At 61.5% G+C, this 21,850-nt stretch carries 19 protein-coding genes; 13 read left to right on the forward strand and 6 right to left on the reverse strand.

Features of this window, described 5'->3' with window-relative positions; genetic code table 11:
* Positions 1-73: 73 nt before the first annotated feature.
* The 4 genes from U873_RS0117250 (at position 74) to U873_RS0117265 (ending at position 8,420) form a co-directional block, all read left to right on the forward strand.
* On the forward strand, positions 74-1,756 hold the full coding sequence (locus U873_RS0117250) for a fatty acid--CoA ligase (RefSeq protein ID WP_025129426.1): 1,683 nt from the start codon (positions 74-76) through the stop codon (positions 1,754-1,756).
* 337 nt (positions 1,757-2,093) lie between these two features.
* Entirely contained in the window at positions 2,094-3,983 is a 1,890-nt protein-coding gene (locus U873_RS0117255) for a DUF1302 domain-containing protein (RefSeq protein WP_025129427.1), read from the forward strand.
* 30 nt (positions 3,984-4,013) lie between these two features.
* Positions 4,014-5,378, forward strand: a complete 1,365-nt coding sequence (locus U873_RS0117260) for a DUF1329 domain-containing protein (protein ID WP_025129428.1) — start codon at positions 4,014-4,016, stop codon at positions 5,376-5,378.
* 306 nt (positions 5,379-5,684) lie between these two features.
* On the forward strand, positions 5,685-8,420 hold the full coding sequence (locus U873_RS0117265; protein ID WP_025129429.1) for a LuxR C-terminal-related transcriptional regulator: 2,736 nt from the start codon (positions 5,685-5,687) through the stop codon (positions 8,418-8,420).
* Between the two features lie 33 nt (positions 8,421-8,453).
* Here the strand turns inward: U873_RS0117265 and U873_RS0117270 are convergent, their stop codons facing one another.
* The 3 genes from U873_RS0117270 to U873_RS0117280 all read right to left on the reverse strand — a co-directional run bounded on the left by U873_RS0117270 (position 8,454) and on the right by U873_RS0117280 (position 11,692).
* Positions 8,454-9,356 (reverse strand): LysR substrate-binding domain-containing protein, encoded by a 903-nt coding sequence (locus tag U873_RS0117270; RefSeq protein ID WP_025129430.1) that lies wholly within the window; start codon positions 9,354-9,356, stop codon positions 8,454-8,456.
* Positions 9,357-9,666: 310 nt separating this feature from the next.
* Positions 9,667-11,025, reverse strand: a complete 1,359-nt coding sequence (locus tag U873_RS0117275) for a HAMP domain-containing sensor histidine kinase (RefSeq protein WP_025129431.1) — start codon at positions 11,023-11,025, stop codon at positions 9,667-9,669.
* Positions 11,018-11,692, reverse strand: coding sequence for a response regulator transcription factor (locus U873_RS0117280; RefSeq protein ID WP_025129432.1), 675 nt, complete (start codon positions 11,690-11,692; stop codon positions 11,018-11,020). The genes U873_RS0117275 and U873_RS0117280 overlap by 8 nt, the downstream gene beginning before the upstream one ends.
* Before the next feature lie 138 nt (positions 11,693-11,830).
* On the opposite strand from U873_RS0117280, the gene U873_RS0117285 reads away from it, so the two are divergent.
* From U873_RS0117285 to U873_RS0117305, 5 genes are all read left to right on the forward strand, one after another.
* A complete protein-coding gene (locus U873_RS0117285) occupies positions 11,831-12,013 on the forward strand; it encodes a hypothetical protein (RefSeq protein ID WP_025129433.1) in 183 nt (60 codons plus the stop codon).
* Positions 11,994-12,248, forward strand: a complete 255-nt coding sequence (locus tag U873_RS0117290; RefSeq protein ID WP_025129434.1) for a hypothetical protein — start codon at positions 11,994-11,996, stop codon at positions 12,246-12,248. The genes U873_RS0117285 and U873_RS0117290 overlap by 20 nt, the downstream gene beginning before the upstream one ends.
* Positions 12,249-12,412: 164 nt before the next feature.
* Positions 12,413-12,913: a methylated-DNA--[protein]-cysteine S-methyltransferase gene (locus U873_RS0117295; RefSeq protein WP_025129435.1), complete on the forward strand. Its 501-nt coding sequence runs from the start codon at positions 12,413-12,415 to the stop codon at positions 12,911-12,913.
* A gap of 108 nt (positions 12,914-13,021) precedes the next feature.
* A complete protein-coding gene (locus tag U873_RS0117300; protein ID WP_025129436.1) occupies positions 13,022-13,666 on the forward strand; it encodes an MBL fold metallo-hydrolase in 645 nt (214 codons plus the stop codon).
* A gap of 111 nt (positions 13,667-13,777) precedes the next feature.
* Positions 13,778-14,524 carry an OmpA family lipoprotein gene (locus tag U873_RS0117305; RefSeq protein WP_025129437.1) on the forward strand — a complete coding sequence of 249 codons (747 nt, stop codon included), beginning with the start codon at positions 13,778-13,780 and terminating at the stop codon, positions 14,522-14,524.
* 89 nt (positions 14,525-14,613) lie between these two features.
* On the opposite strand, the gene U873_RS0117310 is transcribed toward U873_RS0117305, so the two are convergent.
* Positions 14,614-15,048, reverse strand: coding sequence for a YhcB family protein (locus tag U873_RS0117310; RefSeq protein WP_025129438.1), 435 nt, complete (start codon positions 15,046-15,048; stop codon positions 14,614-14,616).
* A 144-nt stretch (positions 15,049-15,192) separates the two neighbouring features.
* Between U873_RS0117310 and U873_RS0117315 the strand changes: the two genes are divergently transcribed.
* The 3 genes from U873_RS0117315 (at position 15,193) to zapE (ending at position 18,385) form a co-directional block, all read left to right on the forward strand.
* Positions 15,193-15,822 (forward strand): alpha/beta hydrolase, encoded by a 630-nt coding sequence (locus tag U873_RS0117315; protein WP_025129439.1) that lies wholly within the window; start codon positions 15,193-15,195, stop codon positions 15,820-15,822.
* Positions 15,823-15,846: 24 nt separating this feature from the next.
* The gene (locus U873_RS0117320; protein ID WP_025129440.1) at positions 15,847-17,202 is read left to right on the forward strand and encodes a tryptophan--tRNA ligase; all 1,356 of its coding nucleotides are present in this window, start codon (positions 15,847-15,849) and stop codon (positions 17,200-17,202) included.
* 88 nt (positions 17,203-17,290) lie between these two features.
* Entirely contained in the window at positions 17,291-18,385 is a 1,095-nt protein-coding gene (gene zapE / locus U873_RS0117325) for a cell division protein ZapE (protein ID WP_025129441.1), read from the forward strand.
* Positions 18,386-18,427: 42 nt separating this feature from the next.
* Here zapE and U873_RS0117330 read toward each other — a convergent pair whose 3' ends face one another.
* Positions 18,428-19,327, reverse strand: a complete 900-nt coding sequence (locus tag U873_RS0117330) for a GlxA family transcriptional regulator (RefSeq protein ID WP_177330283.1) — start codon at positions 19,325-19,327, stop codon at positions 18,428-18,430.
* Between the two features lie 243 nt (positions 19,328-19,570).
* Between U873_RS0117330 and U873_RS0117335 the strand changes: the two genes are divergently transcribed.
* Entirely contained in the window at positions 19,571-20,707 is a 1,137-nt protein-coding gene (locus tag U873_RS0117335) for an acyl-CoA dehydrogenase family protein (RefSeq protein WP_025129443.1), read from the forward strand.
* 89 nt (positions 20,708-20,796) lie between these two features.
* On the opposite strand, the gene U873_RS0117340 is transcribed toward U873_RS0117335, so the two are convergent.
* Entirely contained in the window at positions 20,797-21,837 is a 1,041-nt protein-coding gene (locus U873_RS0117340) for an NADP(H)-dependent aldo-keto reductase (RefSeq protein WP_025129444.1), read from the reverse strand.
* Positions 21,838-21,850 lie beyond the last annotated feature (13 nt).

Raw genomic sequence — 21,850 nt, forward strand, 5'->3', positions numbered from 1 at the left:
ATTTAGCGGGCGCACGGGAGCTCTAGAGTGGTTATCCTCCAGTCACGACCGAGCCGTCAGAAAAGGGATTCTTATGTTGCAGACTCGCGTTATTCCCCCCGCCGAAGGCGCCTACCAATACCCACTTCTGATCAAGCGGCTGCTGATGTCCGGCAGCCGTTACGAGAAAACCCGCGAGATCATCTATCGCGACCAGTTGCGCTACACCTATCCGACCCTGATCGAGCGCGTGGCCCGCCTGGCCAACGTGCTGACCGCGGCCGGGGTCAAGGCCGGGGATACCGTGGCGGTGATGGACTGGGACAGCCATCGCTATCTGGAGTGCATGTTCGCCATCCCGATGATCGGCGCGGTGATCCACACCATCAACGTGCGCCTCTCGCCGGAACAGATCCTCTACACCATGAACCACGCCGAGGACCGCTTCGTGCTGGTCAACAGTGAGTTTGTCGGGCTGTATCAGGCGCTCGCCGTGCACCTGACCACGGTAGAGAAGACCCTGCTGCTCACCGATGCTCCGGAGAAAACCGCCGACCTGCCGAACCTCGTGGGCGAGTACGAGACCCTGCTGGCGGCGGCCAGCCCGCGGTATGACTTCGAGGATTTTGACGAGAACTCGGTGGCCACGACGTTTTACACCACCGGTACCACCGGCAATCCCAAGGGCGTGTACTTCACCCACCGCCAGCTGGTGCTGCACACCATGGGCGTGTCGACCATCATGGGCTCGATCGACAGCGTGCGGCTGCTGGGCACCAACGACGTATACATGCCCATTACCCCGATGTTCCACGTGCATGCCTGGGGCTTGCCTTACGTGGCCACCATGCTTGGGCTCAAGCAGGTCTATCCCGGGCGCTACGACCCGGAATACCTGGTGGAGCTGTGGCGCCGGGAGAAGGTCACCTTTTCCCACTGCGTGCCGACGATCCTGCAGATGGTGCTCAATGCCAAGGCGGCCCAGGGCACCGATTTCGGTGGCTGGAAGATCGTCATCGGCGGCAGCGCGCTGAACCGCGGGCTGTACGAAGCCGCCAAGGCCAAGGGGATTCAACTGACGGCGGCCTACGGCATGTCGGAAACCGGCCCGCTGGTGTCCTGCGCCCACCTCAACGACGAGTTGATGGCGGGCAGCGAAGACGAGCGCACCACCTACCGGATCAAGGCCGGGGTACCGGGCCCGCTGGTGGAGGCGGCGATCGTCGATGCCGAGGGCAACTTCCTCCCGGCGGACGGCGAGTCCCAGGGCGAGCTGGTGCTGCGGGCGCCCTGGTTGACCGAAGGCTACTTCAACGAACCGCAAAAGGGCGCGGAGCTCTGGGAGGGCGGTTGGCTGCATACCGGCGATGTGGCGACCCTGGACAGCATGGGGGTGATCGACATCCGTGACCGGATCAAGGACGTGATCAAGACCGGTGGCGAATGGATTTCCTCCCTGGACCTGGAAGACCTCATCAGCCGCCACGCGGCGGTACGTGAGGTAGCAGTGGTGGGCATCGCCGATCCGCAATGGGGCGAGCGCCCGTTCGCCTTGCTGGTGATTCGCGAAGGCCATGAGATTGGCGCCCGCGAGCTCAAGGAACACCTCAAGCCGTTCGTCGAACTGGGGCACTTGAGCAAATGGGCGATCCCCAGCCAGATCGCCCTTGTTACGGAAATTCCCAAGACCAGCGTTGGCAAGCTCGACAAGAAGCGCATCCGCGTCGACATCAGCGAGTGGCAAGCCAGCAACAGCACCTTCCTCTCCACGCTCTGAGCGTCCCCGGCCGTGCCCGCTCGGGCACGGCATGCCCACCCGGCAAGCCTTTGCCTTGTGCTCATGGATTTTTCAGTCATTCTTGCCGCGCCGTTTTTCAAAGGTTATGGCAAAGGGCTGTTCCAGTGCGGTGGGTGGCTGCAAATCACACTTTAGAGGGATCAAGCAGTAATCCCTGCTGGATATAGTCCGTTCACGGATTTTTCTGAACAACGGAGCATTGCGGGGGGCTAGTGCCGCGCAACTTCGGGCCAGGGGTCGCTGTTGGCAGCCCGGTATTCGAGGCGTTTTCAGAAGAACGTACTGCCATAACAATAATGCACATGGAGTAGCGTCGATGACATCAGCAAACCAGTTCTGGCGCCGGGCGAAACTGCCCCTGGCCGTCGGTCTCGCCTCTACGCTCGCCGGGCCGGCATTCGGCGTCAGCTTCAACATCGGTGAAATCGAAGGCAGCTTCGATTCGTCCCTGTCGGTGGGGGCCAGTTGGTCGACCGCCGGGCGCAACAAGGACCTGATCGGGGTCAACAACGGCGGCAAGGGCCTGTCCCAGACCACCGATGACGGCCACTTGAACTTCAACAAGGGCCAGACCTTCTCGAAGATCTTCAAGGGTATCCATGACCTGGAATTGAAGTACGGCGATACCGGTGTGTTTGTCCGTGGCAAGTACTGGTATGACTTCAAGCTCCAGGACGAAGACCTGGACTTCAAGAACGTCAGCAATGACGGCCGCAAGGAAGGCGCCAAGTCGTCCGGCGGGCAGATTCTCGATGCCTTCATCTATCACAACTACTCCATTGCCGATGAGCCGGGCTCCGTGCGTTTCGGTAAGCAGGTGGTGAGCTGGGGCGAAAGTACCTTCATCGGCGGCGGCATCAACTCGATCAACCCCATCGATGTGTCGGCGTTCCGCCGTCCTGGCGCCGAGGTCAAGGAAGGCCTGATCCCGGTCAACATGTTCTACATCTCCCAGAACCTCACCGAGAACCTGTCGGCCGAAGCGTTCTACCAGTTGGAGTGGGACCAGACCGTTACCGATAACTGCGGCACCTTCTTCTCCCAGCCAGACAACATTTCCGATGGTTGCAACGATAACCTGCGACTGCTGGCCAAGCGTTCGACCATCACTGCCACGGCCCCGGGCCGTGCGGCCCTGGCTGCGATGCAGGCGCGGGGCGTCGACGTCAACGAAGAGGGGACGCTGGTCCGCCGCAGTGGCGACCGCGATGCCCGTGACAGCGGTCAGTTCGGTGCCGCGTTCCATTACAACTACGAGCCGCTGGACACTGAGTTCGGCGCCTACTTCATGAACTATCACAGCCGTGCGCCGATCTTCAGCGCCACGGCGGCTCCGCAATCGGCTTACAACATAGCCCCTGGTTTCGGCAGTCTGGCACCGGTGTGGATCGCCGGTAACTCGAAATACTTCGTTGAGTACCCAGAGGATATTCGTCTGTATGGCTTGAGTTTCTCCACCACGTTGCCTACGGGGACGGCATGGAGCGGCGAAATCAGCTACCGGCCGAATGCGCCGGTGCAACTCAACTCCACCGACATTCTCTACTCCGCCGTTCGCCCCTTGAAGGGTGCATACGCCAACGCCTCCCTGCTGGAGGGTGTGGCGGGGCAGGACCTCAATGGCTATCGCCGCAAGGAAATCACTCAGTTCCAGACCACCTTCACCCACTTCTTCGATCAGGTCATGGGCGCCAGCCGCCTGACTCTGGTGGGTGAGGTCGGGGTTACCCACGTCGGCGGCCTTGAGAGCAAGTCGGATGTCCGTTACGGCCGTGACCCGGTGTTCGGGCCTGGCGCCCTGCCTACCACGGGCGGGCAGAACACTTGCCGCGGACTCAACTCCACCACCATCGCCGGTGCAGGACCGGGCGCAGATGCCAGCAACCTCAGCAGCAACTGCAACAACGATGGCTTCACCACCGCCACCTCCTGGGGCTACCGCGGCCGTGCCATCTGGGAATACCCGGATGTGTTCGCTGGTGTGAACCTCAAGCCGAACGTGGCCTGGTCCCATGACGTCAAGGGTTACTCGCCAGGTCCTGGCGGCAACTTCGAAGAAGGCCGCAAGGCCATCAGCCTGGGGCTGGATGCCGAGTACCAGAACACCTACACCGCGAGCCTGGCCTACACCAACTTCTTTGGTGGCGACTACAGCACCGTGGATGACCGGGACTTCCTCGCCTTGAGCGTTGGCGTGAACTTCTAAGCACACTGTATTTTCAGGAAGAACGACACTATGAAAATAACCAAGAGTCTGTTGCACGTCGGTGTGCTGGGACTGTCACTGCTGGCCACCGGGGTCATGGCTGCGGTCTCGGCCGATGAAGCGGCCAAGCTGGGCACCAGCCTGACGCCAATGGGCGCGGAAATGGCCGGCAACGCCGCCGGCACCATTCCGGCCTGGAAGCCTCTGGCGACCAATGCCGGCACCGTGGACAGCAAGGGGTTCCTGTCCAACCCCTATGGCAGCGAGCAGCCGCAGTTCACCATCACCGCGCAGAACGTCGAGCAGTACAAGGACAAGTTGGCGCCGGGGCAGTACGCGATGTTCAAGCGCTACCCGGAAACCTTCAAGATGCCGGTCTACCCGTCCCATCGCGGGGCCACCGTGCCGGCTGACGTGTTCGCCGCGATCAAGCGCAATGCCACCAACACCAACCTGGTGTCCGGCGGCAACGGCCTGGAGAACTTCGAGACTGCGATTCCGTTCCCGATTCCCAAGAGCGGTGTGGAAGTCATCTGGAACCACATCACCCGCTATCGCGGGGGCAGCGTGACCCGTCTGGTGACCCAGGCGACGCCACAGGCCAACGGCTCCTACAGCCTGGTGTACTTCCAGGACCAGTTCGTGTTCCGCGACAAAATGAAGGACTACGATCCGAAGAACCCGGGCAACATCCTGTTCTACTTCAAGCAGAAGGTCACTGCTCCGGCGCGTCTGGCCGGTGGCGTGCTGCTGGTCCACGAAACCCTCGACCAAGTAAAGGAGCCGCGTTCGGCCTGGGTCTACAACGCCGGCCAGCGCCGTGTGCGCCGTGCCCCGCAAGTCTCCTATGACGGACCGGGTACTGCTGCCGACGGCCTGCGTACCTCCGACAACCTGGACATGTACAACGGTGCCCCGGACCGCTACGACTGGAAGCTGGAAGGCAAGAAGGAGATGTACATCGCCTCCGACAGCTACAAGCTCGATTCGCCGACCCTGAAGTACGCCGACATCATCAAGGCCGGCCACATCAACCAGGACCTGGCTCGCTACGAGCTGCGTCGGGTCTGGCATGTGGTCGCCACCTTGAAGGAAGGCCAGCGCCACATCTACGCCAAGCGTGACTTCTATATCGACGAAGACACCTGGCAGGCGGCGGTGATCGACCACTACGACGGTCGTGGCCAACTGTGGCGCGTGGCCGAGGCCCATGCCGAGAACTACTACGACAAGCAAGTGCCGTGGTACGCCCTGGAAACCCTCTACGACCTGCAGTCCGGCCGTTACCTGGCACTGGGCATGAAGAACGAAGAGAAACAGGCGTATGACTTCGGCTTCACTGCCACCACCAGCGACTTCACCCCGGCCGCCCTGCGTCAGGATGGGGTTCGCTGATCCGCTGTAAATAGAGGCCGCATCCTCGGAAATCGCCCCGACTGGTTCGGGGCTTTTTTTTGCCGAAAGGATTTGTCTCGGATGGATCACACAAAAATCAGGGGGAAAGCATTCTGGTTTCTTTAATGTGATTAGCCACTTAGCCCATAAAAATAAGAAATATCGGATTATCACCAAGAGCTATCCGACTAATTTGGTCGCAGTCTTTTCGCCCGAAAAGTCGCAAAAATCTTCAACAGGCGGTTTTTTACCGCTAGTCTGCGGACATCTGCTACGCCGACAACCCTACACCTATAAGAGTTGGCCATGACTGACCTGTCACCCCTGCAACGCTCTGCCGGCACGGTGGTTCCCGCGCTGGAAGGGCGTTTTTATCGACCCCCCCTGCCTGACGGATACGTGCCGCGGCCGCGTCTTTGCGAGCGTTTGAGTGGCGGGTTGCAGGGGCGGCTGTTGCTGGTTTGTGCTCCGGCCGGGTTCGGCAAGAGTTCGCTGGCGGTGGAGTTCTGCCAGGGCCTGCCCGGGCACTGGCAGAGCCTGTGGCTGGGGCTGAGCCGCCGCGACAGTGACCCGGGGCGCTTTCTCGAGCGCCTGTTGGCCGGGCTGCAGCAATACTTTCCTCAGTTGGGCCGGCAATCCCTGGGCCTGTTGAAAATGCGCCAGCGTCACCAGCCCTTTGCTTTTGAAGAGTGGCTGGACGGCCTGCTGGATGAACTGGCGGTTCACCTGTCCGGGACCACGCCTCTGCTGCTGGTACTGGATGACTATCACCTGGCCCAGGGGCCGGTCCTGGATCGCTGCCTGCAGTTTTTCCTCAACCACTTGCCCGACGGCCTGCTGGTATTGGTGACCAGCCGCCAGCGCCCGGACTGGCACCTGGCCCGGTTGCGGTTGTCCCGGCAGTTGCTGGAGTTGCATGAACAGGACCTGCGCCTGACCCATGACGAATCCCTGAGCCTGCTGGATCGCCACAGCAGCTCGCTGCGTGGCGAAGCCCTGGAAAACCTGATCCAGCGCAGCGAGGGCTGGGTCGCCGGATTGCGCTTCTGGCTGCTGGCAGCCTCGGAGGCTGGCGCTATGGGCGGCTTACCCCAGGGGCTGCATGGTGGCGAAGGGCTGATCCGCGATTACCTGCTCGAAGAGGTCATCGACTGCCTGCCCACTGAGGTCCAGGCCTTTTTGTATGACACCGCGCTCCAGGAACGGTTTTGCGCCGAACTCTGCGATGCCCTGCGTGAAGCCCATGACAGTGCTCAGATCCTGGGCTTTCTGCAGGCCCACCAGGTGTTCCTGGTGCCCCTGGATGAGCACGGGCACTGGTACCGTTATCACCACCTGTTCTCCGACCTGCTGCGCTCCCGGCCCACGGCCAACCCCCTGGTACCGGCCGCCAGCCTGCATTTGCGCGCCTGTCGCTGGTTCAATACCCAGGGGTTGCTCGATGAGGCGGTAGAGCAGGCGTTGCGCGCCGGGCACCTGGACGTGGCGGCCAACCTGGTGCAGAACCTGTCGGAGGAGCAACTGCTGGCGGAGCAGAATGTCGGGATGCTGCTGCGTTGGAAGATGGACTTGCCCGACAGCCTGCTGATCAGCACCCCGCGGCTGATCGTGCTCTACAGCTGGGCCCTGGGCCTGGCCTGCCAGCTGGATGCGGCAGAGGAGCTGGCGAGTCACCTGAGCCGTTTCCTGCCGGCTCCCTCGGCCACTGCGCAGAAGTCGATGCTGGCGCAATGGTTGGCCTTGAGCGCGATCATTGCCCGTGGTCGCGGCCAGCGGGAGATGACCCTGGCCTATTGCAGCGAAGCCCTGGAAAGCCTGCCCCACAAACGTTACGGGCAGCGCCTGATGTGCCTGTCGACCTTGTCCAACCTGGCCATTGCCGACGCCGACCTGTGGCGGGCCCGCAGCCTCAACCGCGAGTCGCTGGAGCTGGCGCAGCGAGTCGGCAATCCGTTGTTCGAGGCCCTGGCCCATTACGATCGGGCGCGGGTCCTGCAAGCTCGGGGCGAGGTGTTGCGGGCACAGGAGGAAGTGCATCAGGGACTGCGCCGGCTGCAAGGCTTGTCGGCCCAGCGGCTGTACGCGGCGCGGGCCCGCTTGACCCTGTACGAAGGTTATCTGCTGACCCTGCGGGCCCAGCCCGAAGCCGGCCTGGCGCGATTGCAGGCCGGTCTGGTGGAGGCTCGTGCCTGCCGTGATATCAGCGTGCTGATCGGCCACTGCGTGATTGCCAAGCAGGAGGGCCTGCGCGGCGAGTTCTCCCGGGCCTTCGCCGAACTGGCGGAGGCTGAGCGCCTGATGCACATCTGGGACGTGCCGCCGATCTACTACCTGGCAATGATCACCCTGGTGAAATGCGAGCTCTGGCTGGCCCAGGGGCGCACCGACCTCGCCGAAGCCTGGCTGGCCCGCCTGGGCCAGACCTACACGGGTGAACAGGCCGCGGCGCCACCGGAATTCCATCCCCAACTGCCGTTGCACATCGAGCTGCAGCAGGCCCAGCTGGAGAGCATCAAGGGCGAGTCGGCCAAGGCTGAGCAGCGTTTGAGCCGGCTGGTGGAGCATGGTCAGCACAGTGGTCGGCAGTTGCTGAGCGTGATGGCCCTGACCCAGAAAACCGCGCTGCTCCTGGCCGATGGACGTGGCCAGGCGGCACGCCAGGATTTTGCCCAGGCCCTGGAGGCGGCGGTGGGGGGCGCGGTGCAACCTTTCGAGGGGTTGATTCGTGGCCAACCTTGCTGGGTGCGCGAACAGTTGCAGCACAATCCGCCCACGGTGTTGACCCAGGCCTTGCTGGAGCGCTTGCCGACGGCGTCCCGGGAGTTGCCTGAGACGGTGGTTCATAACGAATCATTGAGTTCCCGCGAGCTTTCGGTGCTGCAGTTGATCGCCCAGGGTTGTTCCAACCAGGAAATCAGCGAGCGCCTGTTCATTTCCTTGCACACGGTGAAAACCCACGCCAGCCATATCAACAGCAAGCTGGGGGTGGAGCGTCGCACCCAGGCGGTGGCCAGGGCCCAGGAACTGGGGTTGCTCGGGTAGCGCCTGGGGCGCCAGGCTGACCCGCTGCCGGGGTCAGCGGGCCAGGTGCTGCTTGCAGTAGTCGGCAAACAGGCGGGCCGGCTTGGTCAGTTGCCCGCGCTTGAGCCAGGCGGCCACCAGCCCGGAACCCGTGACCTCTTCGACGATGTCCACGCAGACCACCGGCTTGCCGTCGTAGGAGAACGGCGAGTGGGGGCGAGTCACCAGAATCGAGAAGCCGAAACCCTGGCCCACCATCCCTCGCACCATCTCGATCGACGGTGAGCTGAAGGCGATCTGCGGGGTCAACCCCAGCTCTTCGAACAGGCTGACGAAATAGGTCCGGCTCGGTTGCACGTCCAGCAGGATCATCGGCTCCAGGCACAGGTCGCGCAGCGACACCTGAGCCTGTCGGGCATAACGGTGGTCGGCGGGCAGCAGCGCATAGGGGCGTTGCGGTGGCATCAGCGGTTCGGTCTCGATGGTCGCGTCCAGATCGTGTTCGTACAGGATCGCCAGGTCGAAAGCGCCACCGGTCAAGCCTTGCACCAGCTCCTGCTGTTCGCCGTCGCGGATGCGAATCTCCACTCCCGGGTAGAGTGCACTGAATCCGGCAATCAATTGGGGCAGGTAGAGTGGTGCCACGGTTTCAAAGCAGCCGATGTCGATCTGGCCGGCTACCACGTCGTTGTCCGCCAGGGCGTTCTGCTCGAATTCCTTGGCCATGCGCAGCAGTTCCTGGGCCTTGCGGTAGAAGCGCGCACCGCTGGGAGTCAGGGAGACGCCGAGGGCGTGATGGCGGATCAGCAACTGCACGCCGAAGCTGTCTTCCAGGCCCTTGATGGCTGTGGAGATCGACGGTTGGGCGATGTACAGCTTGCGTGACGCCTCGGCGACGCTGCCACATTCGACGGTAGTGATGAAGTACTTCAGTTGACGCAGATTGTAGGCAGCCACAGCGAACCTCGTTCTTTGCCTGGGCAGGGGATGGGTTCGGGGCGCGGTGCTCCGGGGCCTGAATGCATCACGGGGACTGCAGTCCGCTCAATGCAGGCACGCGACACAGCGGCGGCGTCCCCTGCGGTTTTTTTGTTCCTCAACAATACCTGCAAGCGACGGGCCGAGTGGCGACGGATAGGCAGTTTTTTCATCGCTTGCGAGCATATATTTCCTCGCTCTGGCGCCACGCGCCTGGAGCCGCCGCAGATTGGCGGGCGCCGGGGCGTGCTTGCCGGGTGGCACGCGGCGGGCCCGATTCTGGTGCGTCTCAGATGCTTGGCTCCGGAGTGTCCAGCAGGCCGGGCGGCTGTTCGATGGTGGATGTGGCCTCGAAATCCAGGGTAACGGTAAAGTGCTGTTCTTCTGCCAGCACCGCAATTTGCCAATTCAGCCGAGCGCACAACTGGCGCATCAGCTCCAGGCCCAGGCCATAGCCGAAGTCGTCGGAGGGCTCTACCTGCTTGGCTTCGCGGATGCGGTTGACGATGCGCAGGCGCGGGTACTCGAAGTGGATCTCGACACTGCCTTCATCGGCATATTGCAGAGCGTTGCGCAGGAAGTTGCCGACCACGATACGGCAGGCGGTCAGGGGCAGGCGGCAGGGCTTGCTGCTGATGTCGAGACTCAGTTCAATATCCCGCTTGCCGATCAGGTAGCGATGCTCCTCGATCAATTCGTTGACCAGTCCGCTGATGTCGATGGCTTCCTCGGGCAAGGGTTCGGGCAACTCGCGGCTCATCCACAACAGTGTTTCGGCAATGCGCTGCATGTTCAGCACCGAGCGCTCGATGCGTTGCAGCGGTGGGGGCAGAACGCCACCGGATTGCAGGGTCAGCAACTCGATGTTGGCCTTGAGCACCGCCAGCGGAGTGCGCAGCTCATGGCTGGTATAGCGCAGCAGGCGTGCCTTATAGCGCAGCAGGCGGCCTTCACGCAGGCTGGCGGCCTGGACCTGCTGCACGCTTTGGGCCAGGGCATCGGCGAGCATATTGAACTCCTTGAAACTGAAATTCGGTCGTTTGCTGGACACCGCCTCGGGGTCCTTCAGGGTGGTGGACCACTCGGCCAGCCGGCCCAGTGGCCGAACCAGCCACCAGACCAGCAGGGCGATGATGATCAGCGCCGGCACGAACACCGCCAGGCTGATGAAGTTGACACCGCGCAGCTCACGATCGAGGTAGGCGTCGGACAGCGGGGTCTCGACCTCACCGCCTTCCTCCTTGTCATGGTCGACGTCGTACATGTACAGGGTCTTGCCGTCGCCCAGGGGCTGGGCCAGGATCGCCCGGCCCTCGTCCTCATCATCGGATTCCAGGTCGCCGAACACTTGCACGGCCCCAAAGGACAGGCTCGGAGGGGTGTCCAGCATCTGGCGGATCTTCTCGGGCAGCGCCTCCTTGCCGATGACGCTGGTATAGAAATAGTTGTGTGGCGGTGGCGTGTTCGGATCCTTCTCGTAGTGCCGGGCGAAGTACTGGGCTTCCTCCTCCATCATGGCGCTGGCGGTATAGAGCAGGCCGCGCACGCTGTATTCCGGCAATAGCAGGCTGTAGATCAGCAGCACCACGGCAATCAGCAACAGGAAGCTGCCGCTGATCACCCATTTCAGTCCCAGACCGTTACGCATGTGACCTCAGCTGTATACCAATGCCCGGAAGGGTGTGGATCAGGGGGGGGGCGAAGGCTTTGTCCACGGTCTTACGCAGGCGATGCATGTGCACCTTGAGGGTGTTGCTGTCGGGTGGATCGTCGCCCCAGATCGTTGCTTCGAGTCGCTCCCGGGTGACCGGCTCGGGGCTGGCACGCATCAGGCATTCCAGCAGGGTCCAGCAGATGGGTGAAAGGTGCAGTTCCTGCCCGGCGCGGCTGACCTTGCGGGTGGACAGCTCCATCACCAGGTCGGCCACTTGGAGACGGCTGGCCTGACCACTGCGGCGCATGCTCAAGGCGCGGATCCTGGCCACCAGCTCGGCCAGTTCGAAGGGTTTGACCAGGTAGTCGTCGGCCCCGGCGGAAAAGCTGGCGAGCTTGTCCGACAGAGCGTCCAGGGAGGTGAGCATCAGAATCGGTGTCTGGCTGCCCTGCTGGCGCAATTGCGCGCACAGCTGCTGGCCGTCCAGGCGCGGCAGCATGATGTCCAGCAGGATGACGTCGTAGTGCTGGCTGAGGGCCAGGTTAAGGCCGGTCTGGCCGTTGCTGGCATGGTCGCAGACGATGCCGCTGATTTCCAGGTATTCGATGACGGTGTTGGCCAGGTCGAGGTTGTCCTCGACCAATAGCAACTGAATATGCACGGGAACGCCCTCTTGGACCCTTGTCGCTCAATGGGCCGAAGAATAGCGGAGTCGGGTGCTTTTCTGCTGATGTTTACCTGGTGTTAACCCATTCCTGTCTATGCTTGAGGTCTTCTTACTCCACAGCGTGGCGCAGCCATGAACCTGTCTTCGGTGATCAAAGGAACCTTGCTGGTTCTGATTTTCCTCGGCCTGATGGTCGGCATTCTGCCTTCCGGGGCGCCCCTGGTACGCCTGGGGGAAAGAGGCTTCATGAGCTTGCTGCTGATGGGGCAGAGTGTTGAACGGGCAGGGTCGGATTATGTCGCCAGTGCGTTCTGATGGGGGGCGCTCCAGCTATACCGATCAGTTGGTGCTGTGCCTGGTACTGATTCTATGTGTGTCGATTTCGCTGGGTGCCTATATCGTGCGTTTCAATGCGCAGATCGATCGGCAGCGGGAGTTGTCGCCGGTGTACCTGCTTGAATGCGGCAAGGGGCGTGGGGCGTTTATCATTGATCCCTATGGTCGGCGTAGCAGCAGCGACAACTGCTATGTGATCGACGACGAAGACTAGCCTGAGGCTTCGCCAGCGTCTGGATTGACCTGCAATGAATTCCAGCGCAAGAAACGTGGTTCTTGCGCTGGAATCTGCCTTTAAAGTGAGGGCGTACAGAAGAAAGGGAGGCGACGAACCGCAAGGTTCGGGTGATACCCTTGGCGGCTCGAAGGAGGCCCCGTATGTCCTGTGTATTCAAATTGATGGCGTCGCCCGTAGGCCAACTGACCCTGGTTGCCCGGGGGGCGAAGCTGGCCGCGATTCTCTGGGAACGTGAACGGCAGAACCGGGTACGTCTCGGCCCGCTCGAGGAAGGGGGCGAGCATCCACAGTTGCTGGAGACCGAACGCCAGCTCAGGGAGTATTTCGCTGGCACTCGCGAGCGTTTCGATCTTGAGCTGGATTTTGTCGGCACTGAGTTCCAGCGCAAGGTCTGGCAGGCGTTGCTGACTATTCCCTTTGGTGAAACCCGAAGCTACAGCCAGATTGCCCGGCAGATCGGCAACCCCAGTGCGGTGCGCGCTGTGGGTGCAGCCAATGGCCGGAATCCAATCTCGATCGTTGCTCCCTGCCACCGGGTGATTGGTGCTTCGGGAGGCCTCACCGGGTTTGCCGGCGGGCTTGAGGCCAAGCAGTTCCTGTTGGCGCTGGAGGGCAAGGAAACGCTGCAACTGGCGTTTTGAGGAAGGGGGGCGGCTTTGGCGGTTGCCACCGTCCACTCGCTGCGTGGGAATTGAAACGACCGTGGCCGGCTGTGCCAGAATGGCTCATCGATTTTTTGGAACAGTCCCATGGAAGTCACCAGCCCCCGGCTCATTCGCGAAACCTTCCCCGTCGGCCCTTTGCAGTGCAATTGCACGATCATCGGCGATCCATTGACCCGCAAAGCCATAGTCGTCGATCCGGGAGGCAATCCGGACCTGATCATGGCGCGCCTCGATGCCTTGGGCCTGAAGGTGGTGAGCATCATTCACACCCATGCTCACCTGGATCACTTTCTTGCTTCCGGGCAGATGAAGGAAAAGACCGGGGCGACCCTGCACTTGCACAAGGACGATCAGTTTCTCTGGGACAACCTGGAGATGCAGTGCAGCATGTTTGGCGTGCCTTACACCCCTGTCCCATCCCCGGATCGCTGGCTGGACCATGAAGAAGAGCTGGCCTGCGGTTGTGGTGTGGCCTTGCACACTCCGGGACATACTCCCGGTTCCATGAGCTTTTGGTTTTCTGAAGCTAAGCTTCTGATTGCCGGTGACACGCTGTTCAAGCGCGGGGTCGGGCGCACGGACTTGTGGGGCGGCGACCAGGCCACCCTGGTGCGCTCGATCAAGCAGCGTCTTTATACCCTGGATGAAGACGCGATCGTGGTTGCCGGCCACGGGCCAGACACCCGGCTTGGCGATGAGATGCGTCAGAACCCGTTCGTGAGGGCCTGACTGATCGCTCTGAAACTCATGGAATTTTTGCCGTTCCCTGTGTTCCAACGCCAGCAAAGGTCTATTGCCAACGTCCGCTGCACCACAGAATGCAAAATGTAGGAGTTTTCCATGTTCACCTCGCGTCGTTTGATTGTTGTCGCTTCTGCTGTGGCCTTGTTGTCCGGCTGCGCTTCGCCTAACCCCTATGACAATCAGGGGCAGGCTGACGGCGGCTCGTCGGGCATGAGCAAAACTGCAAAATACGGTGGCCTCGGGGCCTTGGCCGGTGCGCTGGCCGGTGCCGCGATCGACCACAACAACCGTGGCAAGGGTGCCTTGATCGGCGCCGCCGTGGTGGGTGCGTCCGCCGCCGGTTATGGCTACTACGCCGACCAGCAGGAGAAAAAGCTGCGGGCCAGCATGGCCAATACCGGAGTCGAGGTGCAGCGCCAGGGTGATCAGATCAAGCTGATCATGCCCGGCAACATCACCTTCGCCACCGACTCGGCGAACATCGCGCCAAGCTTCTACCAGCCGCTGAACAACTTGGCCAACTCCCTGCGTGAGTTCAACCAGAACCAGATTGAAATCGTCGGCTACACCGACAGTACTGGCAGCCGCCAGCACAACATGGACCTGTCGCAGCGCCGTGCGCAAAGCGTGGCGACCTATCTGACTTCCCAGGGCGTGAGCAGTGCCAACCTGTCTGCCCGCGGTGCCGGTCCGGATAACCCGATCGCCAGCAACGCCGACGTCAACGGTCGCGCCCAGAACCGTCGGGTTGAGGTCAACCTCAAGGCGATTCCAGGTCAGCAATATCAACAACCCGGTCAGCAGTATCAGCAACCTTACCAGCAGCAAGGCCAGCAATACTAAGCAGTACGCTTGACCCACCTGGCTGAACCCCAGGCACAAAAAAGCCCGCCCGATGCAAATCGGGCGGGCTTTTTAATGGCTGAAGATTCTTACTTCTTCAGGCCATATTGTTCGTCGAGCATGCCAGGGGCATTCGGCGTCTTGGGTGCGTAGTCCCGTGGTGGCTCCTGGTCCCGCGGTGGTGTCAGGCGTTCACGCGGAGTCTGTACCGATTCAGAGTGCAGTGCAGCCAGCAGGCGCTGACGGGTCAGTTCGTCCAGGGCCAGGCGGTTGGCACCCTCGGCGAGATGATCCTGTACTTCCTGATAGCTCTGGGTGAGCTTCTTCACCAGGGTTGCGGTGCTGTTGAAGTGGGTGACCACTTCATTCTGGTAATTGTCGAAACGTTCCTGAATATCGTCCAACTGACGCTGCGTGCGGTTAGGCGCGGCATTGGGCAGCAGGCGAGCAACCAGGAATCCAATGGCGACACCCGCGACCAGGGCAAGAGTCGGCAACAACCAAACTAAGAGCGAGTGTTCCACGAGTCCTTCCTCTATAAACGGCTTTGCTTTACGTTAACGGCTCGAACCTGCGCTGTATACCGCGATTCACTCGCAATAGATTGGCACAGACCATTTGCTAGACGAGTCGACCCCCTTCGAGGTCACGGAGTTCCTTCCTTGCTAATGCGTGAAACCCCTGTAGTGATTTCCGGCCCGGTAGGCCAACTGGAAGCCCTGTATCTGGAGGTGCCCGACGCCCGCGGCGTGGCGCTGATCTGCCACCCCAATCCGGTGCAGGGCGGCACCATGCTCAACAAGGTGGTTTCCACCTTGCAGCGCACCGCGCGTGATGCAGGCCTGATCACCCTGCGCTTCAATTATCGGGGCGTGGGTGCCAGCGAGGGCAGCCATGACATGGGCAGTGGCGAGGTCGACGATGCTCTGGCGGCTGCGCAGTGGCTGCTGGCCCAGCACCCGGATCTGCCGCTGACCTTGCTCGGGTTCTCCTTTGGCGGCTTTGTCGCGGCAAGCCTGGGTGGTCGTCTGGAGGCCCAGGGTGTGCAGCTCAAGCACTTGTTCATGGTGGCGGCGGCGGTGACTCGCCTGCGCGATAGCGATCTTTTGCCCGAGCGCTGTCCGCTGACCCTGATCCAGCCGGAAACCGATGAGGTCATTGATCCTCAGGCGGTCTATGACTGGTCCGATGCGCTTGTTCGCCCCCATGAGCTGCTGAAAGTGGCAGAATGCGGACACTTTTTTCATGGCAAGCTCACCGATCTGAAGGATCTGGTGCTGCCACGACTTTCGAATTGATAGCAGTCTGATAAGCGATTACCCATGACTACTCGTACGCGTATCCTCACCGGCATCACCACCACCGGCACGCCGCACCTGGGCAACTATGCCGGTGCGATTCGCCCGGCGATCATCGCCAGCCGCGACAGCAATGCCGACTCCTTCTACTTCCTGGCCGACTATCACGCGCTGATCAAGTGCGATGACCCGCTGCGCATCCAGCGTTCGCGCCTGGAGATCGCCGCGACCTGGCTGGCCGGTGGCCTGGATGTGGAGCGCGTGACCTTCTATCGCCAGTCGGATATCCCGGAGATTCCCGAGCTGACCTGGCTGCTGACCTGCGTGGCCGCCAAGGGGCTGCTCAACCGTGCCCACGCCTACAAGGCCTCGGTGGACAAGAACGTCGAGACCGGTGAAGACCCGGACGCTGGCATTACCATGGGCTTGTATAGCTATCCGGTGCTGATGGCTGCGGACATTCTGATGTTCAACGCGAACAAGGTGCCGGTGGGACGCGACCAGATCCAGCACGTGGAAATGGCCCGGGATATCGGCCAGCGCTTCAACCACCTGTTCGGTCAGGGCAAGGAGTTCTTTGCCATGCCCGAGGCGCTGATCGAGGAAAGTGTCGCCACCTTGCCTGGCCTGGATGGTCGCAAGATGTCCAAGAGCTATGACAACACCATTCCGCTGTTTACCAGCGCCAAGGACATGAAGGACGCGATCTCGCGGATCGTCACTGACTCCAAGGCGCCTGGCGAAGCCAAGGACCCTGATAACTCGCACCTGTTCACCCTGTTCCAGGCCTTCTCCACCCCGGCGCAAGCCGCGGAGTTCCGTACTGAGCTGCTGCAGGGCCTGGGCTGGGGCGAAGCCAAGAATCGCCTGTTCCAATTGCTGGACGGCGAGCTGGGCGAGGCCCGCGAGCGTTATCACCAATTGATCGCTCGTCCCTCGGACCTGGAAGACATCCTGCGCGTCGGCGCCACTAAGGCCCGTGCAGTGGCCACGCCATTCCTCGCCGAGCTGCGTGAGGCGGTCGGCCTGCGCTCCTTCGCCAGCCAGGTGCAGGCGGCGGCCAATACCAAGAAAAAGGCCGTCAAGGCGGCGCGCTTCATCAGCTTCCGTGAAGACGATGGCAGCTTCCGTTTCCGCCTGTTGTCTGCCGAAGGCGAGCAACTGTTGTTGTCGCGCAACTTTGCCGACGGCAAGGCCGCTGGTGTGGTGACCAAGCAGTTGCAGACCGGTCAGGAGTTGGACCTGCGTAGCGCGGCCGGCAGTTTCAGCATCTGGCTGGACGGTGCATGCGTGGCTGATAGTCCCGAGTTCGCCGACGCTGCCAGCCGTGACGCGGCAATCGACGCGCTGCGACTGGCGTTGGCTCCGGCCCAGGACTAAGCGGAATCTTCCCGACCAAGGGCTGATTGCCATTCCCTAGGGCCGTCGCTAAAGTGACGGCCCGTTTTTGTTGCCTTGCTAACGAATTATGACGCCCCTAGAACGATACCAAGCTGATCTGAAACGCCCGGACTTCTTCCATGACGCGGCACAGGAAACGGCTGTGCGTCATCTGCAGCGCCTGTACGACGACCTGGTCGCCGCGGACCAACACAAGCCGGGCCTGCTCGGCAAACTGTTTGGCAAGAAGGATCAGACGCCAGTCAAGGGCCTGTACTTCTGGGGTGGCGTAGGGCGCGGCAAGACCTATCTGGTCGACACCTTCTTCGAAGCCTTGCCCTTCAAGGAAAAGGTTCGTACGCACTTTCACCGCTTCATGAAGCGTGTGCATGAAGAAATGAAGACCCTGGGCGGCGAGAAGAATCCGCTGGTCATCATCGCCAAGCGTTTCTCCCAAGAGGCGCGGGTGATCTGTTTCGACGAATTCTTTGTGTCCGACATCACCGACGCGATGATTCTTGGCACCCTGATGGAAGAGCTGTTCAAGAACGGCGTGACCCTGGTGGCCACCTCCAACATCGTTCCGGACGGTCTGTACAAGGATGGCTTGCAACGTGCCCGCTTCCTGCCGGCAATTGCCCTGATCAAGCAGAACACTGAAATCGTCAACGTCGACAGTGGCGTGGACTATCGCCTGCGTCACCTGGAGCAGGCAGAGCTGTTTCACTTCCCGTTGAACGAAGCGTCCCAGGAAAGCCTGCGCAAGAGCTTCCGGGCGTTGACGCCGGAGTGTACCCAGGCGGTGGAAAACGATGTGCTGATGATCGAGAACCGCGAGATCCGTGCATTGCGTACCTGCGATGACGTGGCCTGGTTCGACTTCCGGGATTTGTGCGACGGGCCGCGCAGCCAGAATGACTACATCGAACTGGGCAAGATCTTCCATGCGGTGCTGCTCAGTGGCGTCGAGCAGATGAGCGTTACCACTGACGATATCGCTCGGCGCTTCATCAACATGGTCGATGAGTTCTATGACCGCAACGTCAAGCTGATCATCTCTGCCGAAGTTGAGCTCAAGGACTTGTACACCGGCGGTCGTCTGACCTTCGAGTTTCAGCGTACCCTCAGTCGCCTGCTGGAGATGCAGTCCCACGAGTTCCTCTCGCGGGCGCACAGACCGTAACGTCGATCGAATGAAAAAGGGCCTGCATTGCAGGCCCTTTTTTTATGCCGCCTGTTGCTGGAACTGCTGGCGGTACTGGTTGGGAGAGAGTTCGGTGTGCTGGCGGAACAGGCGGGCGAAGAAGCTGGCGTCGTCGTAGCCAACTTCATAGCTGATGGTCTTGATGCTCTTGCGCGTGCCCGAGAGCAGGCCCTTGGCAGTCTCGATGCGCAGGCGCTGCAGGTAGTGCAGGGGCTTGTCACCCGTGGCGGTCTGGAAGCGACGCATGAAATTGCGAATGCTCATGCCGTGTTCGCGGGCCACGTCCTCGAAGCGGAACTTGTCGGCGAAGTGTTCTTCGAGCCAGTGCTGGATCTGCAGGATGATCACGTCCTGGTGCAGTTTCTGGCCACCGAAGCCAATGCGTCCCGGGGCGTAGCTGCGCTGCACTTCGTAAAGAATGTCCCTCGCCACAGCCTGGGCCACGTTGGCGCCGCAGAAGCGCTCGATCAGGTAGATGTACAGGTCACAGGCGGAGGTGGTGCCGCCGGCGCAGTAGAGGTTGTCGGCATCGGTCAGGTGCTTGTCCTGATTGAGTTGGACCTTGGGGAAGCGTTCGCTGAAGGCGCTGAAGAAGCGCCAGTAGGTGGTGGCCTCCTTGCCGTCGAGCAAGCCGGCCTCAGCCAGCCAGAACACTCCGGTGGCTTCGCCGCAGAGTACGGCGCCGCGGGCATGTTGCGCCTGCAGCCAGGGAAGAATCTGCGGGTAACGCAGGCACAAGGTGTCGAAGTCGTCCCAGAAGGCCGGGAGGATGATGACATCGGCATCTTCCAGCGGGCCGTCTACCGGCATGATCACGTTGCTGAAGCTGCAGACGGGCTGGCCGTCGGGGCTGACCAGGCGGGTCTCGAATGCCGGAGTCAGGCCATGGCCCAGCTGTTTGCCATAGCGCAGGCTGGCCAGATGGAAGAAATCCTTGGCTTGCATGAGGGTGGAGGCGAAAACCCGGTCGATAGCCAGGATGCTGACGCGCCGCAAGGGCGTGGAAGTTTGGTTAGACATAATTCAATTGTTCTTATAGGGGAAAGTGGTCACCAGACGGCTGGATCGTCTTATTTTTTGTCGGATGTGTCCAGTGTCCCGTGAAGGTGGCTGGGCTTAGGCTCTGGCAGCCAATCCCCAATTACAACAACCGCAGGTGTCCGCATGATTCCCAGAACCTTGTTCAGTTCCGAGCACGAGCTTTTCCGTGACAGCGTGCGCACCTTCCTTGAAAAGGAGGCGGTACCTTTCCATGGCGATTGGGAAAAGCAGGGCTATATCGACCGTCAGCTGTGGAGCAAGGCCGGGGAGGCGGGGATGCTGTGCTCGCATATCCCGGAGGAGTACGGCGGCCTGGGTGCGGATTTTCTCTACAGTGCGGTGGTGATCGAAGAGATCAGCCGGCTGGGCCTGAGCGGTATTGGTTTTTCCCTGCATTCGGACATTGTCGCGCCCTATATCCTGCATTACGGCAGTGAGGCGCTGAAGCAGAAGTACTTGCCCAAGCTGGTTTCGGGCGAGATGGTCACCGCGATTGCCATGACCGAGCCGGGGGCAGGGTCCGACCTGCAAGGGGTGAAGACGACAGCGGTGCTCGACGGTGATGAGTACGTGATCAATGGCTCCAAGACCTTCATCACCAATGGCTTTCTGGCAGAGCTGGTGATCGTGGTGGCCAAGACCGATCCCAAGGCCGGGGCCAAGGGCACCAGCCTGTTCCTGGTGGAAGCGGCTACCCTCGGGTTTTCCAAGGGCAAACGCCTGGAGAAGGTCGGGATGAAGGCCCAGGATACCTCTGAGCTGTTTTTCCAGGATGTGCGGGTGCCCAGGGAAAACCTGTTGGGGCAGGCCGGGATGGGCTTTGCCTACCTGATGCAGGAGCTGCCCCAGGAGCGCCTGACCGTTGCCCTTGGCGGCTTGGCCAGTGCCGAAGCGGCGCTGCAGTGGACCCTTGAATACACCCGGGAGCGCAAGGCGTTCGGCAAGGCGGTTGCCGACTTTCAGAACACCCGTTTCAAGCTGGCGGAAATGGCCACGCAGATCCAGATCGGTCGGGTGTTTGTCGATCGCTGCCTGGAGTTGCACTTGCAGGGCAAGCTCGACGTGCCGACGGCGGCCATGGCCAAGTACTGGGGGACCGACCTGCAGTGCCAGGTGCTCGATGAGTGCGTGCAGTTGCACGGTGGCTACGGCTACATGTGGGAGTACCCGGTGGCCCGGGCCTGGGCGGATGCCAGGGTGCAGCGGATCTATGCCGGGACCAACGAGATCATGAAGGAAATCATCGCTCGCTCGCTGTAGCCACGGTCAACTGGAGTTCTGCCTGTGGCTGCAGAGGCAGTCCGGAGTCGGGGCTGCCTCATTTGCCGGTGGTACGGCGCCTGGCGGTTTCAAGGGGCGGGGTTGGGGTGGTCCTTGTGAATCGCCTCAATGCCTGCCAGGACCTCTTCCGACAGTTTCAGGGCGGCGCTGGCGATGTTGCTGTCCAGTTGTTCCAGGGTGGTGGCGCCGATGATGTTGCTGGTCACGAAGGGCTGCTGGGTGACGAACGCCAGGGCCATCTGTGCCGGGTCCAAGCCGTGTTCACGGGCCAGGGCCACATAACGGCTGCAGGCCGCTTCCGACTGTGGGTTGAAGTAGCGGCTGAAGCGGCTGTAGAGGCTTAGGCGCGCCTTGGCCGGGCGGGCGCCATCTTGGTATTTACCGGACAGGTAGCCAAACGCCAGGGGAGAATAGGCCAGGAGGCCGCACTGTTCGCGAATGGCGATTTCCGCTAGCCCTATTTCAAAGCTGCGGTTGAGCAGGTTGTAGGGGTTCTGGATGGACACGGCGCGTGGCCAGCCCCGGCTCTCGGCCAGGGCCAGGAACTTCATGGTGCCCCACGGCGTTTCGTTGGACAGGCCGATATGGCGGATCTTGCCGGCCCTGACCTGTTCGTCCAGGGCTTCGAGGGTTTCCTCCAGTGGGGTGAAGTCTTCGTCGGCCTGGTGCTTGTAACCCAGTTGGCCGAAAAAGTTGGTGCTGCGCTCGGGCCAGTGCAGTTGATACAGGTCGATCCAGTCGGTCTGCAGGCGCTTGAGGCTGGCGTCTAAGGCTTGGACTATATGCTGGCGGTTGTGCTTGAGCTGCTTGTCGCGGATGTAGTCGATGGTGTTGCCGGGGCCGGCGATCTTGCTGGCCAGGATCCAGTCCGCACGGTCGCCACGCTGCTTGAACCAGTTGCCGATGTAGCGCTCGGTGGTGGCATAGGTTTCGGCCTTGGGCGGCACCGGGTACATCTCGGCGGTGTCGATGAAGTTGATTCCGGCATTCTTGGCCCGCTCGATCTGAGCGAAGGCCTCAGCCTCGGTGTTTTGCTCGCCCCAGGTCATGGTGCCCAGGCAAATCGCACTCACATTCAGATCGGTTCGGCCCAGCTGGCGATAGTCCATCGGGTGCTCCCTT

Source organism: Pseudomonas sp. PH1b (genome assembly GCF_000633395.1).
GTDB lineage: Bacteria > Pseudomonadota > Gammaproteobacteria > Pseudomonadales > Pseudomonadaceae > Aquipseudomonas.